13 protein-coding genes are annotated in these 15,810 nt (G+C 69.3%); 9 read left to right on the top strand and 4 right to left on the bottom strand.

Annotated elements, in window-relative coordinates:
• The first annotated feature begins 7 nt into the window (after nucleotides 1-7).
• From IU449_RS07605 to IU449_RS07580, 6 genes are all read left to right on the top strand, one after another.
• Nucleotides 8-2,203 (top strand): hypothetical protein, encoded by a 2,196-nt coding sequence (locus tag IU449_RS07605; protein WP_195001178.1) that lies wholly within the window; start codon nucleotides 8-10, stop codon nucleotides 2,201-2,203.
• A 16-nt stretch (nucleotides 2,204-2,219) separates the two neighbouring features.
• Nucleotides 2,220-2,525, top strand: coding sequence for a transposase (locus tag IU449_RS07600; RefSeq protein WP_228803795.1), 306 nt, complete (start codon nucleotides 2,220-2,222; stop codon nucleotides 2,523-2,525).
• A gap of 61 nt (nucleotides 2,526-2,586) precedes the next feature.
• Nucleotides 2,587-4,239 carry a peptidoglycan DD-metalloendopeptidase family protein gene (locus IU449_RS07595; RefSeq protein ID WP_195001176.1) on the top strand — a complete coding sequence of 551 codons (1,653 nt, stop codon included), beginning with the start codon at nucleotides 2,587-2,589 and terminating at the stop codon, nucleotides 4,237-4,239.
• Nucleotides 4,240-4,376: 137 nt separating this feature from the next.
• Nucleotides 4,377-4,892, top strand: coding sequence for a hypothetical protein (locus IU449_RS07590; protein ID WP_228803793.1), 516 nt, complete (start codon nucleotides 4,377-4,379; stop codon nucleotides 4,890-4,892).
• Between the two features lie 45 nt (nucleotides 4,893-4,937).
• Entirely contained in the window at nucleotides 4,938-6,863 is a 1,926-nt protein-coding gene (locus IU449_RS07585) for a type IV secretory system conjugative DNA transfer family protein (protein WP_195001174.1), read from the top strand.
• A gap of 94 nt (nucleotides 6,864-6,957) precedes the next feature.
• Nucleotides 6,958-7,332, top strand: coding sequence for a DUF4913 domain-containing protein (locus tag IU449_RS07580; RefSeq protein ID WP_195001173.1), 375 nt, complete (start codon nucleotides 6,958-6,960; stop codon nucleotides 7,330-7,332).
• Nucleotides 7,333-7,426: 94 nt separating this feature from the next.
• On the opposite strand, the gene IU449_RS07575 is transcribed toward IU449_RS07580, so the two are convergent.
• Both IU449_RS07575 and IU449_RS07570 read right to left on the bottom strand, forming a co-directional pair.
• Nucleotides 7,427-7,993, bottom strand: coding sequence for a hypothetical protein (locus IU449_RS07575; protein WP_195001172.1), 567 nt, complete (start codon nucleotides 7,991-7,993; stop codon nucleotides 7,427-7,429).
• Between the two features lie 128 nt (nucleotides 7,994-8,121).
• The gene (locus tag IU449_RS07570; protein WP_195001171.1) at nucleotides 8,122-8,994 is read right to left on the bottom strand and encodes a peptidylprolyl isomerase; all 873 of its coding nucleotides are present in this window, start codon (nucleotides 8,992-8,994) and stop codon (nucleotides 8,122-8,124) included.
• A gap of 364 nt (nucleotides 8,995-9,358) precedes the next feature.
• On the opposite strand from IU449_RS07570, the gene hisS reads away from it, so the two are divergent.
• The 3 genes from hisS (at nucleotide 9,359) to IU449_RS07555 (ending at nucleotide 12,617) form a co-directional block, all read left to right on the top strand.
• Entirely contained in the window at nucleotides 9,359-10,633 is a 1,275-nt protein-coding gene (hisS, locus tag IU449_RS07565) for a histidine--tRNA ligase (protein WP_195001170.1), read from the top strand.
• A gap of 233 nt (nucleotides 10,634-10,866) precedes the next feature.
• Nucleotides 10,867-11,514, top strand: a complete 648-nt coding sequence (locus IU449_RS07560) for a hypothetical protein (RefSeq protein WP_195001169.1) — start codon at nucleotides 10,867-10,869, stop codon at nucleotides 11,512-11,514.
• A gap of 95 nt (nucleotides 11,515-11,609) precedes the next feature.
• The gene (locus tag IU449_RS07555) at nucleotides 11,610-12,617 is read left to right on the top strand and encodes a malate dehydrogenase (RefSeq protein WP_195001168.1); all 1,008 of its coding nucleotides are present in this window, start codon (nucleotides 11,610-11,612) and stop codon (nucleotides 12,615-12,617) included.
• Nucleotides 12,618-12,648: 31 nt separating this feature from the next.
• On the opposite strand, the gene IU449_RS07550 is transcribed toward IU449_RS07555, so the two are convergent.
• Nucleotides 12,649-13,722 (bottom strand): 2-oxoacid:ferredoxin oxidoreductase subunit beta, encoded by a 1,074-nt coding sequence (locus IU449_RS07550; RefSeq protein WP_195002384.1) that lies wholly within the window; start codon nucleotides 13,720-13,722, stop codon nucleotides 12,649-12,651.
• A 5-nt stretch (nucleotides 13,723-13,727) separates the two neighbouring features.
• Nucleotides 13,728-15,680, bottom strand: coding sequence for a 2-oxoacid:acceptor oxidoreductase subunit alpha (locus IU449_RS07545; protein WP_195001167.1), 1,953 nt, complete (start codon nucleotides 15,678-15,680; stop codon nucleotides 13,728-13,730).
• Between the last annotated feature and the right edge of the window lie 130 nt (nucleotides 15,681-15,810).

Below are 15,810 nucleotides of genomic sequence, written 5' to 3'. Positions count from 1 at the left end.
GCTGACCATGGCACGCGAACACGAGCCACCCGTGAGGGAGCGCACGACGACCGGGCACCGCGAGCGGCGCCCGGCACCGGACGAGCGCGAGCAGTGGGCGCGGCCGTACGACGACGAGGACCTCGGTCCACGCCGCAGGGAGGAGGGCGCGCGCCCGCGGCGGCCCGCGCCGAATCCCGCTCGTGGTTCCGGTCAGGACCGCGGCAGGGAGCCGGTGCGGCGTCCGCGCCCGCCCACCGATCGCGGCGAAGACAGGATGCCGGTCGAGCGCAGGCAGGACGCGCAGCGCGGCCGGGGAAACGACGCGCGCCCGGCCCGGCTCGACCGGGAACGGGCATCGCGCGGTGATCGCTTGCCGCGCAACGAGAACGGGCGTCCGGCCCGTCCGGTGCGCGATCGTGACAGCGATCGCGGCCGTGGCCGCCTCGATCACACCGCCGACCGCGCGATGGGCGCGCCCACCGAGAAGGCCGCCCGCCGCGCGAAGCAGAAGGCCGACAAGCGTAAACAGTCCGGGCCGCCGTTGCTGGACCCGGCCACCAGGGCGCGGCTGGAAGAGGTCAGCCGCGAGGGGGCCGGTCTGCGCGCGGCGTGGGCGACCTTCCGCGTCCACACCGACGACGTCCGCAGGCGTAACTACGCCGCGCGCGCCGAGCAGACCATCGAGGACGGATTCGACCGCGCCACCGCACCGCTCACCGACCGCGGCTACGCGGGCCCGGGCGGCGGCCGGGCGAACGTGGTCGGCAGGCCGGTCGAATACCGGGCCACCACCGCCCAGGTCGCCGGGTTGTGGCCGTGGTCGGTCGGCGCGGGCGCGCCGCTGATCGGTACGCCGCTGGGTTCGCATCTGCACACCGGCGCGCCGGTGTGCTTCGACCCGATGAACTGGTTCATGCGCGGCAGCTTCATCACCGCGCCGAGCCTGTTCGTGCTCGGTCTCAACGGTTTCGGCAAATCCTCGCTGGTGCGCCGCATCGTGCTCGGCGGCATCGCCCAGGGCATCACCCCGCTGATCCTGGCCGACGTCAAACCCGACTACCGCAAGATGGTGGAACTGGTCGGCGGCCAGGTGATCGACCTCGGCTACGGCCACGGCAAGCTCAACCCGCTCGCCGCCGGCGTGCTCGGCGCTGTGGTGCCCCGCCTGGAGGAGTTCCCGGCACTGCAATTGCAGGTGCTCCAGGACATCCGGGCCAGGCAGGTCACGCTGATCGCGGGCCTGGTCGAGCTGGTGCGCGGCGCCCGGGTGCGCGACTACGAGGAGACGCTGATCTCCACCGCGCTGCGCATCCTCTACCAGCCGGGCAGCGGCTACGCCCCGGACAAGCCGCCGATCATGGAGAACCTGCTCGAGGTGATCGTCGCGGGCGGCGAGGAGCTCATGCTCGACGCGGGCGCCGACGATCAGGCCGAATACCAGGTCGCCATCAAGGGATTGCGCCGTTCGCTGCGCGCGCTCACCCAGGGCCCCTTCGGCGCGATCTTCAACGGCCAGACCACCGTGCCGATCGACACCGGCTCGGTGGCGGTCTGCATCGACGTCTCGCACATCCCCACCGGCGACAAGAAGCTCAAGGCCGCGGTCATGCTGGCGTGCTGGGCCGACGGTTTCGCCTCGGTGGAGGCAGCGCACGTGCTCGCCGATGCCGGACTCGGTCCGCAGCGTTACTTCCAGGTGGTGATGGACGAGCTGTGGCAGGTGCTCGGCCTCGGTGATTTCATGGTGGACCGCGTCGACGAGCTGACCCGTCTGCAACGCAGCATCGCCACCGCGCTGATCATGATCAGCCACACCATCAAGGACCTGCAGTCGCTGGGCACCGAGGCCGCGATCGCCAAGGCGCTGGGCTTCCTGGAGCGCGCCCGGGCGAAGATCTTCGGCGCGCTACCCGCCGAAGAGGTCAGGCGACTCGACAGCACCGTGCCGTTCACCGCGACCGAGGCCGACATGGTGACCGGCTGGTCGGCCCCGCAGGCGCTGACCGGTGAGGCGCTGCGGCCGGGCCAGGTCCGGCCGACGCCGCCGGGTACCGGCAAGTTCCTGCTCAAGATCGGTGAGGATCGCCGTCCCGGCATCCCGTTCCAGATGGAGTTCACCGAGTCGGAACGGGCCAGCGGCATCCACGACACCAACCAGCGCTTCAGCGAGTTCACCGAATCCGCCACGCGCAGTCGGCCTTCGAGCGGCAGCGTGGCATGAGGGGGAGAGCGCATTGATGCCGCATCGTTCGTATCGCAAGGTATCGCCGGAAGTGCGCAAGGCGGCGGTCGAGCAGGTCGTCGCCTTGACCGGCACACTGCGCAGCGAGACCGAGGCCTGCCGAGCGGTCGCCGAACAGATCGGCGTGCACCCCAATTCGGTGCGCAACTGGGTACGCGCCGCGCAGGGCCCGAGCGTGGAGCGCATGGACGTGCTCGCCCTGCGGCGCCGAGTGGCTCTGCTGCAGCAGCAATTGGCCGCCGCCGCCGAGATGAACCGGACACTGGCGCGGACCCTCGACGAAGCCCGACGACGCCCGTGACCGCTACCCGCGAGTCGACGAGCGACCGCGGCGCCTGCCCGGGCAGGCGGGGGTGGTCGCGATGAGTGTGAAAGGCGTGCTGTGGGGCGTCCTCGGCATGATCGTCGCGCTGATGGCCTTGGTCGTGGTCGTGGTGCTGCCCTCGGTCGAGGACCCGTGCGCGGACACCACACTGCTCGGCGCCGGCCGCACCGCACTGGTCCCGCCGGGGGACCCGGGCATCGCGCCCGCCGCGAACGCCGAAAGCGAGCAGACCGGCGCGGCGACGACCGCGGCGGTGACGCAGGCGGCAAGCGGCGGAACCATCAGGCGCACGCTGCCGATGGCGATCGGCACCTTCACCGTCTCCGACGTCTTCGGCTCCCGCAACGGCGGTCATCGTGGCATCGACATGGCGGCCGCCGACGGCACACCGATCTTCTCGGTCTCCGACGGCCGGGTGGTGGCGGCCGGACCCGCCTCGGGGTTCGGCAACTGGATCGTCGTCGACTCTGTCGACGTCAACGGCCGGTCGTTCTCGGCGGTGTACGGGCACATGTGGGACCACGGAGTGCTGGTGCGCGTGGGGGACACCGTGCGGGCGGGTCAGCAGATCGGCGCTGTCGGCTCGGCGGGCGAATCCACCGGCCCACACCTGCATTTCGAGATCGTGCCCGGCGGCCGGTTCACCGGCGGCCGCCACATCGACCCGATGCCCTGGCTCGACGGTGCGCCGACCCCGGATCTCGGCGGTGCGCAGTGGTACTCGGCAGACCCGCGGTGCAACCTCGGTTTCGGCAGTCCCGGCGGCGCGCTCGCGCCCGGCAAGGTGCCCGCCGATCTGGAGGTCTGGTACCGCCGGGCCGGGTCGCTGTGCCCGCAGATCACCCCCTCGCTGCTGGCGGCGCAGGGCAGGCAGGAGTCCGGGTTCCGGCGCGGCCTGACCTCCCCGGCGGGCGCGCAGGGCTTGGCGCAGTTCCTGCCGGGGACGGCGAGTTCCATCAATCCCGACGACGGACGTCCTTACGTCATCGATGCCGACGGCAACGGTGTGGCCAGCGTCTGGGACGACGGTGACGCGATCATCGGCCAGGGCCGCTATATGTGTGCCATCGCGGGCAAGATCACCCAGTGGCAGCGTGAGGGCCGGGTGCAGGGCGATGTCGCCTCGCTGACCCTGGCCGCCTACAACGCCGGTGAGGGCGCGGTGCTGGCCAGCGGCGGCATGCCGAATCAGTATGCGGCGCACTATTTCGAGACCCGCCCCTATGTCGCGAACATCCTCGCCATGGAACCGCAGTACCGCGCGCCCGGCTCGCTGGGCCGGTTCAGTCCGGAGCAGGGCGGGGGTTCCGCGCAGGTCCTGGCGGCGGCTCAGGACTGGCTGGGTACCCCGTACGTGTGGGGTGGCGGCGGACCTCAGGGGCCGAGCAACGGCGGGATGGACGGGCCGGGCCTGGTGGCGGCGGCGGTGTTCGCGGCCTCGGCCGGTGAGATCGTCATGCCGCGCACCGCCGAGCAGCAGTGGGAGTTCGGCGAGGAGATTCCGACACGCAAGGCACAGCCGGGTGATCTGGTGTTCAGTTCCTTCGGCCCGCGCGGCCCCGCGCAGGTGGGCATCTACGCGGGTGACGGCCGGATGATCCAGTCCGCTCCCGCGGGCCGGTACACCGGCGCGGGCGGCGTGAGCGAGGTCGCGGTACCGGGAGACGCACGGATGCGGAGGATCCTGTGAGCGAACGCGGAGCCGGGAAGGCACGACGGGCCGACAGAGGCCGACACGGCAGCGGAAAGGCGGTGTCGAGGCGGCTGCCGGGGACGGTAGGGCAGCTAGCCTGGAAGCACGGACGATCCCGCGCGACACTGGTGGTGATGCTCATGGCGAGCATGGCGGTCTTCGCCGCGGCCTGCGGCTCGGGCGAGAGCTCCGAATCCGGCTCGGCCGGCGGGATTCCCACGACCACTCGGCTGCTGGAACAGGCACCCGCGCCCGATCCGGTCACCCCGGAGGGGGTCGCGGTGACGGCCCTGCGCGAGATCTACACCTGGCACCCGGCCGACGAAGCGCACGGTGAGGCATTGCGCCGAGCCCGCACATGGTTGGGCCCCAGCCTCGTCCGCATGCTGGACAACTCACCGGGCGAATCGCCGAATCCATCGCTGCGCTGGGCGGAATGGGCGCGGGCGGGCGCGCGGGTCGAGGCGTTCACCTTCGCCTCCGGCGAACGGCCGCCCGGCGAGAGCGGCGGCGAGGTCCAGCAGTTCAAGATCGGCATCGAACAGACCGTCGTCTATCCCGACGGTCGCACCGAGGCGTTACCGGCCACGACGGTGATCGCCACGGTGGTGAACACCGCCGAAGGATGGCGGCTGGATGCGTTCGGCTGACCACAAGACAGCAATTATCCCGCGTGGCGATTCGAGGAGGCAGGGATGGCGAAGACGAAAAAGGTGACGGATCCGGCGATACCCGACCCCGATCTGGGCCTGATCGCCGTCTACGCCGGATTCAGTGTGTTCGCGCTGCTGATGGCCGCTCTGCATCTGGGGAACCAGCTGTCGGGCTCGCCGCAGCAGCTGCCGATCAACCCGATCGAGGTCACCGCGGGAATGGCCCGCGGTAAGTACAGCTGGCCGTTCGCCTCCACGATGATCGTGCTGCTGGTGATCGCGGCCGCGATCGCCTTCCTGTGGATCCGCAAGCAGCGGGCGAAGCGGGCCACGGTCGGCGTGCTGCCGGTGGACGCGAAGGCGCAGTACATGGGCAGCGGCGGCGCGGTCTACGCGCTCACCGAGGCCGGGGTCAGGGAGAAGGCCGCTCAGCTGGGGATCGAGCTGGGCTACCACGACGCTCCCGGCGTCCCGATCGGCGTGAGCGTGGCCGACGGCGTGATGCTCTACGGCTCCTACGAGGACCTGCACCTCGACATCTGGGGGCCGCGGCAGGGGAAGTCGACCTCGCGGGTGATCCCGGCCGTCCTGGCCGCCATCGGCCCGGTGATCGCGACCTCGAACAAGCGTGACGTGGTGGACGCCACCCGCGACGTGCGCGAGCAGAAGGGCAGCCCCACCTTCGTCTTCGATCCGCAGGGCGTCGCCGACGAGAGCCCGAGCTGGTACTGGAATCCGCTTGCCTGGGTCAACTCCGACCGGCCGGGCAAGGAGATGCGCGCCCAGCGACTGGCCGGGCATTTCGCCGACGCCGACGAGGGCGGCGAGGGCAAGAAGGACGACTTCTTCGATCCCGAGGCCGAAGACCTGTTGGCGGCACTGTTCCTCGCGGCGGCGGTGGGCGAGTACCCGATCGTGCAGGTGTGGGAATGGGTGACCAACTCGCAGGACACCGAGCCGATCGAACTGCTGCGTGGCTCGGCCCATCAGGCGATGGCGTCCGGTCTGGCCATGCAGTACAACGCCGATCCGCGCACGCGCAGCGGCATCTTCGGCACCGCCAAGAAGATGGTGCGCTCGCTGCAGCTGTCCAACATCCACGACTGGATCCTGCCCGGGGCCGATCCCGACACCGGCAAGCCGCGCATGCAGTTCGACGAGTCCACGTTCATCGACAAGAACGGCACCCTCTACTCGCTGTCGCTGGAGGGCCGCGGTTCGGCCGCGCCGCTGGTGAGTGCGCTGACCGAGGCTGTGATCGACGTCGCCATGTACAAGGCGGCGCGTTCGCGCGGCGGGCGGCTGCCGATTCCGCTGCTCGCGGTGCTCGACGAGGCGGCCAACGTGGTGCGCTGGAAGGATCTGCCCAAGCAGTACAGCCACTTCGGCTCGCGCGGCATTGTGGTGATGACGGTGCTGCAGTCCTGGGCGCAGGGTGCGCGCTGCTGGGGCGACGCGGGTATGGCGGCGTTGTGGTCGGCGGCCAATGTCAAGGTCATCGGCAGCGGCATCGACGACATGAACTTCCTGCGTGACCGTTCCGAGGCGATCGGCGAATACGACTCGATCTCGCAGTCGGTCTCCGAATCCAAGGGCGGCAAGAGCTATTCGCGGTCGCTGTCGTCGTCGAAGACACTGAGCGTGAACGCGTTGACGACCCTGCCGCGCGGGCGGGCTGTCGTGTTCACCTCCGGCCAGCCCGCTGTGCTGGTGCGCACGGTGCCGTGGTGGGAGGGCGAATACGCGACCGCGGTGAAGAAGTCGATCGACCAGCACGATCCGCAGACCAAGAAGCGGATCAGCGCGGCGATCGTCTCGCCCGCGCTGACGAAGAAATCCGGCCCGGAACCGTCCGGGTTGGATCCCTCGCCGGACAAGCCCGAGCTGCGCAAGTCCGACGACGAGCCGATAGCGGAGCTGGATCCGGCGGATCCGCCCGCCGGTGAGATCGAGGCTCGGCCACGGTGAACGGTTGCGCAGCGGCCACGTCGGTGGTGGACATGTCGGCAAGTAACGGAGAAGAGGTGCTTCGGTGACCCACAACCTACCCCCCGGTCCTCCCATGGCGGGGAAGACCGTTTACAACACTGTGGTCGAGTTCGTCGAGAATTATCTGAGCGTGGTCTACCGGCGTCAGGTGACCGACATCAGCGAGACCGTCTGGTGCCCGGAATGGTTCCGCCATGCCGAGGCCGCCGTTCGGCTGGACTCGCTGTGGCGAGCCTGGGAGCACTTGCGGCTGGATCCGGCGACGGGCATGAGTGTGTGGCTGCTCGATCACGCGGATCCGCACATGAGCAAGCTGTTCGATCCGCGCGGGCCGTTCAAGTACTGCAGCGTGCGCAACGGGCACAAGGACATGCTCAACCCGTTGCCGCTGCGTTCGCCGGCCCGCGGGCAGTTCGACAGCCCGGCGCCGGAGGACTTCCGGGTCTGATCCGAACGATCGAACGACGCTGTGCCACAAGGACTGTGAAGCGAGCGAGACCCGCCGGACATCCGGCGGGTCTCGCTCGTCGTTCGCGTTCGGTTCAGCCGCGGGTGCGTTCCAGTCCGCGCCCCTCCAGCTCCCTGCTGCGATTGGTCGACCTGGCTTCGGCGGTCTTGGCGCGGACCGCCTCTTCGGCGGGCAGACCCTGACCGACTTCCATCAGCATGCGTACCGCTGCCAGATCCGGTGCGACACCCATCTTTTCCAGATGCGCGGCCACCGCGCTGCGCCGCTCCGCCGAGTCGTAGCTGAACTGTGGAAGCGACGGTCCGGATGATCCGCTCGCCGAGTCCGCCATCGAACCGGCGGCGCTCGACATCATCGAGCCGACCGACTCCTTCTCCAGCGAAAGGCCTTTGACGGAGGAGTTGGACTCGACCAGCCGGGCGAGCTCCAGGTTTCGGGGGTCCTTGGCCTTGGACTCCCGCTCCTCGCGCATCCGTAGCTCCTTGGCCTCCTTCATGCGCGCTTCGGTGATCTTGACGCGGGCCTCGGCTTCTTTCTGGCCGCGCTCGCGGGTGCGCAGCGCGACCAGGGTGGCCAAGCTCAACATCGTCTTCATCACGGCCGCTGTTTCCTTGCCGATATCGTCCAATTCCTCGGACATGGCTGCTCCCCGATGCTGAAAGTGGTCGCTGTGGACGAACGGAGGTACTTCGAACAGGAGTACTGAGAAGAACCTGTGTATTTTTCGAGATTACCCGAGAACTACCCACTTCAGCCGGGTGAACCTGATCAGTCCAGGCTTACCGCCTGGATCGTTACCGGACTGTTCGGCTTGCCGTCGCCGGGGCCGTTGGAGTCGTCCTGGCCGATCTCGGCGATCTTGTCCAGGGTGGCCAGGCTGGATTCGTCCACGGTGCCGAAGATGGTGTACTGCGGCGGCAGCTGAGAGTCGCCGTAGACGAGGAAGAACTGGCTGCCGTTGGTTCCGGCACCCGCGTTGGCCATCGCCAGCACACCGCGCTCGTAGCGGATGGGTTCCATCGAGGCCGGATCGCCCTCGGCGTACTGATCGGTGGGGTACTCGTTGGCGTACATGTACCCGGGCCCGCCTTGACCGGTGCCGGTCGGGTCACCGCACTGCAGCACCTTCAGCGTGTCGCTCGTGGTCATCCGGTGGCACTCGGTGTCGTCGAAGAATCCCTGGGTCGCCAGGCTGACGAAACTGTTCACCGTGCAGGGCGACTCGGCGTTGTTGAGTGTCAGCCCCAGCGGTCCCTGGCTCGTGTCCATGCTCACGCTGACCCTGGCGTCTGCCCCGGAGGTCGGGATGCCCTCGGTGCGGCTCGGCTTCTGCACCGGCTTCGCGCTCGGGGCGCCGTCGGTGTAGAGGCAGTTCACCGTTTCCGGCTTCGGTGCCGGATCCGGTGCGGGCGCCGCCGAGAAAGCGGCTTCGGTGGTATCGGCTGCGTTGTTCGCGCTGTCGCCGCCGTCGCCCTTGGTGAGGAAATACACCCCGGCGACGGCGCCGACCAGCACCGCGACACCGAGCACCGATCCCGCGATCGTCAGTTGCTTCCGCTTACGCGCCCGCTCGGCCCGATTGGCCAGCTGACGCTCCAGCTTGCGCTTGGCCGCTGCTCGTCGCTGTTCGTTGCTCGGCACTACCACAATCCTCCCGTGTCGGCGTACGTCGAGGTAAGAGTGTGCCATCTCTTGCTGAGAGGGAGATCATGTCGCCGTTGTCGAACGCTGTGGGAGACCCGCGAGTCGAGGTCGGGCAGGGACCTCGATCGCCGAGAGGGCCGCGCACTGCGCCGGCCGCGCGTTCCCCGCTGTCGGCGGCGGGCCTCCGACGTCTTCGGGGAACCAGGCGCAGAGCGGCTGCTCACCGGTGCCGATGCCGGTCCCCGGACGATGAGAGGGAATCTGCCTCTTCGGCTCACATCGGAGGTGTTCCTCCGCCGCGTACCCCGGAACGGGTAACCGGTTGGACTTGTCGGGGCGCCGTGGGGAAAACTGGAACATCGTGACCAAGACCAGCAGCTTCTCCGCCCCGAAGGGGGTACCGGACTACGTGCCACCCGGCTCGGCCGAGTTCGTCGCCGTGCGCGACGGTCTTCTGCAAGCCGCCCGACTGGCCGGGTACGGGCATATCGAGCTGCCGATCTTCGAGGACACCGCGCTGTTCGCCCGCGGCGTGGGCGAGTCCACCGACGTGGTCACCAAGGAGATGTACACCTTCGCCGATCGCGGCGATCGCAGCGTCACGCTGCGCCCCGAGGGCACCGCGGGCGTCATGCGCGCCGTCATCGAGCACAGTCTCGACCGTGGTCAGCTGCCGGTGAAGCTGGCCTACGCCGGCCCGTTCTTCCGCTACGAGCGCCCGCAGGCCGGTCGCTACCGGCAGTTGCAGCAGGTCGGCGTCGAAGCCATCGGCATCGACGATCCGGCGCTGGACGCCGAGGTCATCGCCGTGGCCGACGCGGGCTTCCGCTCGCTGGGCCTGGAGGGCTTCCGGCTGGAAGTCACCTCGCTGGGCGACGAGACCTGCCGTCCGCAGTATCGGGAACTGTTGCAGGAGTTCCTCTTCGAGCTTCCGCTCGACGAGGAGACCCGCCGCCGCGCCCAGCTCAACCCGCTGCGCGTGCTCGACGACAAGCGTCCGCAGGTGCGCGAGATGACCGCCGCCGCGCCGCTGATGATCGACCACCTCTCCGAATCGGCCAAGGCGCACTTCGAGCAGGTACTCGGCCACCTCGACGCACTGGGCGTGCCCTACGTGGTGAACCCGCGCATGGTCCGTGGCCTGGACTACTACACCAAGACCACCTTCGAGTTCGTGCACGACGGTCTCGGCGCGCAGTCGGGCATCGGCGGCGGCGGGCGCTACGACGGGCTGATGGCCGAGCTCGGCGGGCAGCCCTTGTCCGGCATCGGCTTCGGACTCGGCGTGGACCGCACCATGCTGGCACTGCAGGCCGAAGGTAAGTCGGCGGGCAGTCCCGCGCGCTGCGAGGTCTTCGGCGTGCCGATGGGCGACGCCGCCAAACAGCGTCTGGTGGTGCTGGCCGCACAGTTGCGGGCAGCAGGCGTGCGAGTCGACCTGGCCTACGGCGGGCGTGGGGTGAAGGGAGCCATGAAGGCCGCCGATCGTTCGGGCGCCCGGTTCACGCTGGTACTTGGCGAGCGCGAGCTGGCCGAGGACGCCATCGTGGTCAAGGACATGAGCACCGGTGATCAGCGACAGGTGGCCCTGCCCGACCTCGTCGAGGTGCTGCGCACGGAGTTGTCCGGCTCCTGAACGCGGTCCCGATCCGGTGACCGCCGGTCGACACCGGGCCGACAGAGGTACCGTTGTTGCGCACTCCGGCTACGCCGGACCGGTCGTGCCCGGTGCGGCGGCTGCGACCGGTCGGGCGTAGCGGCTTGCGTACCGGCGCACGGTATCCGCCGCCCCGGTCGGACGGCCGTCGTGCGCCGGGTGCGCGACATCGTGAACCGCGATGTCGTGGCGTGTGCTCGAAGAGGTGACAAGTGGACCCGAACGCCGATCGGCCGGTGACGCAACAGCGGGTGGGGCTCGATCTGGTGGCCCCGGAGACCTACACGCCCATGCTGCGCAGGCTCGCGCTGGCGGCGGTGGGCATCGGTGTCGGCGCGGGATTCCTCGCCGCGATCTTCGTCTCCTGGCCGGTGGCGCTGGCCGTCGGCGTAGTCGTCGGCGTACCGACCATGTTCTCCGCGCTGGCACTGGGGCGCCGCCGGATCTGGTTGATCGGCGCCACCGTACACGCGCGCCGGTTCCTCGGCGAACAGCGCATCGAGGTGGCCTCGGCGGACCGGGTGGAACTGATCGTCTATCCGGGCCGATTGAGCCGGGTCGCGCTGCGCCTGACCGGGGGCGGTCACATCCAGGTCGTTCCGCTGGCCATGTACACCGATTCGGGCAGCGGACGGGAACTGCACCTGCTCGGTCTGCGAAAGCTCGCCGACGCACTGGCCACGGGAAGTTCCGCGACGTCCGTCGCGGTGTCGGACCTGCTCGTCCGGCAGTTGCGGGCCGAGGCGAGGGACGCGGGACTCGAGGAGCGTCCGCTGTATCGCGCGGCGCGCACAGCACGGGCGAAGGACTACGTTTCGCCGATCGTGCTCACCGATCGCGAGGTCGCCGAACTGCTGTGAACTCGCGGGCTGTTCCGTAGCTCACCACCCGGACTCGGCGGTGGTGAGAATCGCTAGGGTGGGCAGCGACAGACAGTCGACCCCGAGGAGTTGTGGTGAGCGCCGCCGACCGGAACACCCCCGTGACCGTCACCGTGACCGGTGCGGCCGGGCAGATCGCCTACGGCCTGTTGTTCCGTATCGCGTCCGGGGCGATGCTCGGCCCGGACACCCCCGTCCGTCTGCGGCTACTCGAGATCCCGGCGGCCGTCGGCTCGCTGGAGGGCGTGGCGATGGAACTCGAGGACGGCGCGTTCCCGCTGCTGGACTCGATCGACATCAGCGACGATCCGTGGATCGGGTTCTCGGGCGCGAACGTCGCCCTGCTGGTCGGCGCGCGACCGCGCACGGCGGGGATGGAACGTTCGGATCTGCTGGCCGCCAACGGCCCCATCTTCACCGATCAGGGACAGGCGATCGATGCCAGCGCCGCCGACGACGTGAAGGTCCTCGTCGTCGGCAATCCCGCCAACACCAACGCCTTCATCGCGGCGAGTAACGCCCCGGACGTGCCCGCCGACCGATTCACCGCCATGACCCGGCTGGACCACAACCGGGCCATCGCACAGCTGGCGAAGAAGACCGGCGTGCCCGGCGCGGACATCCATCGAGTCGCGGTGTGGGGCAATCACTCCGCCACCCAATACCCCGACATCACGCACGCCACCGTCGCGGGCCGACCGGCCCTGGAGCTCGTCGACCGGGAGTGGCTGAGCGAGGAGTTCATCCCCACCGTGCAGCAGCGCGGCACCGCCATCATCCAGGCCAGAGGCGCGTCCTCGGCGGCGAGCGCGGCGAGCGCGGCCATCGACCACATCCACGACTGGGTGCTCGGCACCGCGCCGGGCGAGTGGACCTCCATGGCGGTGCCCTCCGACGGTTCCTACGGCGTGCCGGAGGGCTTGATCAGCTCGTTTCCGGTGACCTGTGCCGACGGCCGCTACACCGTCGTCGAGGGCTTGGCGATCGACGAGTTCTCCCGTGAGCGGATCGACGCCTCGGTCGCCGAGCTGACCGCCGAACGCGACGCCGTCATCGGTCTCGGCTTCGCCAAGAAGGACTGAACCACGGGATCGGCCCGGGTGGGCCCGGGCCTCAGCCCACCGTCCAGGTCTCCGGTCCGTTCAGCAGTCGCTGCAGCGCATCCGGTTGCCGTGGTGTGCGTTCGACCGCCTGAGCGTTCTGTGCGCGTACCCCGTCGTCGTAGGTCGGGCGTTCGACGCTGCGGAGGACGCCGGTGACCACGTGGGTGAGATCCTGGCCGCCGAGCCGCGACAGCGCGTAGGCGTATTCAGGATCGTCGGTCTCGGCGTCGTGCACCACGATGTCGGCCGCCGCGACGTCGGCCGTCGGTGCCACCGCCAGTCCGAAACCTTGTCGTATGACAGCGAATCGACCGTTCGAGCCGAAGGTGATCGGCTGCCCGTGGTGCAGCGGCACGAGATGGTCGGCGGCGTTGTCGCGGCGCAGCGCGTCGAACGAGCCGTCGTTGAAGATCGGGCAGTCCTGCAGGATCTCCACGAACGAGGTGCCGCGGTGGGTCGCCGCGGCGCGCAACACTTCGGTCAGGCCGTGGCGGTCGGAATCGAGGGCCCGAGCGGCGAAGGTGGCCTCCGCGCCCAGCGCCACCGACAGTGTGTTGAACGGGTGATCCACCGACCCCGACGGCGTGGACTTGGTGATCTTCCCCTGCTCGGACGTCGGCGAGTACTGGCCTTTGGTCAGCCCGTAGATGCGATTGTTGAACAGCAGGATCGTCATGTTGACGTTGCGGCGCAGCGCGTGGATCAGATGGTTGCCGCCGATGGACAGCGCGTCGCCGTCGCCGGTCACCACCCACACCGACAGATCCGGCCGGGTCACCGCGAGCCCGGTCGCGATGGCGGGCGCGCGCCCGTGGATGGAGTGGATGCCGTAAGCGTCCAGGTAGTACGGGAAACGGCTCGAGCAACCGATCCCGGAGACGAACATCAGGTTCTCCCGGCGCAACCCCAGCTCGGCCAGGAATCCGCGCACGGTGGCGAGGATGACGTAGTCGCCGCAGCCCGGGCACCAGCGCACTTCCTGGTCGGAGGTGAAATCCTTGACCTTCTGCGGCGCGTCGGCGACGGGGACACCGGAGACGCCGGTCAGTCCCAGGTCGGTGTGCAGCAGTGGCGAGGGGTCCATGATGGTCACCGGTCACTCCTGAGGTAGCTCGCCCGCGCCCGGGCGGTGAAGGCCTTGTCCTGTTCCATCTCGTCGAGCGAGCCGTCGAGCGCGGCGTCGATGACGCCGACCAGCTCGCTCGCCGAGAAGGCGGTGCCCGCGATCTTCGTCCACGGCCGCACGTCCACCAGATACTTCGCCCGCAACAACACCGCCAGCTGGCCGCCGTTCATCTCCGGCGCCACCACCGTGCGATAGCGCCGCAGCACGTCGCCCAGGTTCGCGGGCAGCGGCGCGAGGTGTCGCAGATGCGCCTGGGCGACCGGCACGCCCCGGCGCCGCGCTCGCCTGCACGCCTCCCCGATGGGGCCGTAGGAGCTACCCCAGCCGATGAGCAGCAGTTCCGCACGCCCGTCCGGATCGTCGACGGTCACCTCCGGGACCGCGATGCCGTCGATCTTCGCCTGGCGCAGCCGCACCATCAGCTCGTGGTTGGCCGGGTCGTAGGAGATGTCCCCGCTGCCGTCGGCCTTCTCCAATCCGCCGATCCGATGCGCACGCCCCTTGGTCCCCGGCACGGCCAGCGGCCTGGCCAGTGTCTCCGGATCACGCGCGTAGGGCTGGAAGGCCGTGTCGTCGTCTTCGGCGGGTGGCTCGAACGCCGGATCCATCGGTTCGAGCGCGGCCACGTCGGGGATGGACCATGGTTCGGAGCCGTTGGCGATCGAGCCGTCGGAGAGCAGGAGCACCGGGGTGCGGTAAGTGAGCGCGATCCTGGCCGCCTCCACCGCGGTGGCGAAGCAGTCGGCGGGCGAGCGTGGGGCGAGCACCGCCACCGGGGACTCGCCGTTGCGCCCGTGCAGCGCCTGCAACAGATCGGCCTGCTCGGTCTTGGTCGGCAGACCGGTCGACGGTCCGCCGCGTTGGACGTCGATGATCACCAGCGGCAGTTCCGTCATGACCGCCAGACCGATGGTCTCGCTCTTCAGTGCCAGTCCAGGGCCGGACGTGCTCGTCACTCCCAGTGAGCCGCCGAGCGCCGCGCCGAGTGCCCCGCCGATCGCGGCGATCTCGTCCTCGGCCTGGAAGGTGGTCACGCCGAAATGCTTGTGCTTGCTCAGTTCGTGCAGGATGTCCGAGGCCGGTGTGATCGGATAGGTGCCGAGGAATACCGGCAGCCCGGACAACTGCCCGGCGGTGATCAGCCCGTAGGCCAGGGCGGTGTTGCCGGTGATCTGACGGTAGGTGCCCGGCGGCAGGGTGGCCGGCGCGATCTCGTAGGTGGTCGCGAACGCCTCGGTGGTCTCGCCGTAGTTCCAGCCCGCTCGGAAGGCCAGCAGATTCGCCTCGGCGATGGTGGGCGCGTCGGCGAATTTCTCGCGCAGGAAGCGTTCGGTGCCGCCGAGCGGACGGCCGTACATCCACGACAGCAGGCCCAGGGCGAACATGTTCTTCGCGCGCTGGCCGTCCTTCTTGCCGACACCCGCCGGTTCGGCGGCGGCCAAGGTGAGCGAGGTCATCGGCACCTGATGGACCACGAAATCGGCCAGCGTGTCGTCGGTCAGCGGGTCGGTGGAGTATCCGACCTTCGTCAGCGTGCGCTTGGTGAACTCGTCGGTGTTGACGATGACCGTGCCGCCGCGCGGCAGGTCTGCCAGGTTGGCCTTCAGCGCCGCCGGATTCATCGCGACCAGCACGTCGGGCTGATCGCCCGCGGTGAGCACGTCGTAGTCGGCGATCTGGATCTGGAAGGAGGAGACTCCGGGGAGCGTGCCCTGGGGCGCGCGGATCTCCGCGGGGAAGTTGGGCTGGGTCGCCAGATCGTTGCCGAAAGCGGCGGCCTCATGGGTGAAACGGTCGCCGGTCAGCTGCATGCCGTCGCCGGAGTCACCGGCGAATCGGATCACGACCTGCTCCAATTTCGCGGTCGCCGTGCGGGATCCGGAATCCTGGCGGCGATCGACATCGTGCGGATCCATATGCCTGCTTCACTTCCTCGTCACAGAGAAGTCGCGTGAGAAGGTCCCTCTCGCCAACCTACTCCGAGAAGACCGCCGCGGGCGGCAAAGTGGATTCTGCGTCGCGAATACAAGCGTTACGCGGTGCGGC

It is taken from the genome of Nocardia higoensis, assembly GCF_015477835.1.
Taxonomy (GTDB): domain Bacteria; phylum Actinomycetota; class Actinomycetes; order Mycobacteriales; family Mycobacteriaceae; genus Nocardia; species Nocardia higoensis_A.
Note: the sequence above shows the minus strand (reverse complement) of the source record. Positions and strands in the feature narration are given on the sequence as shown.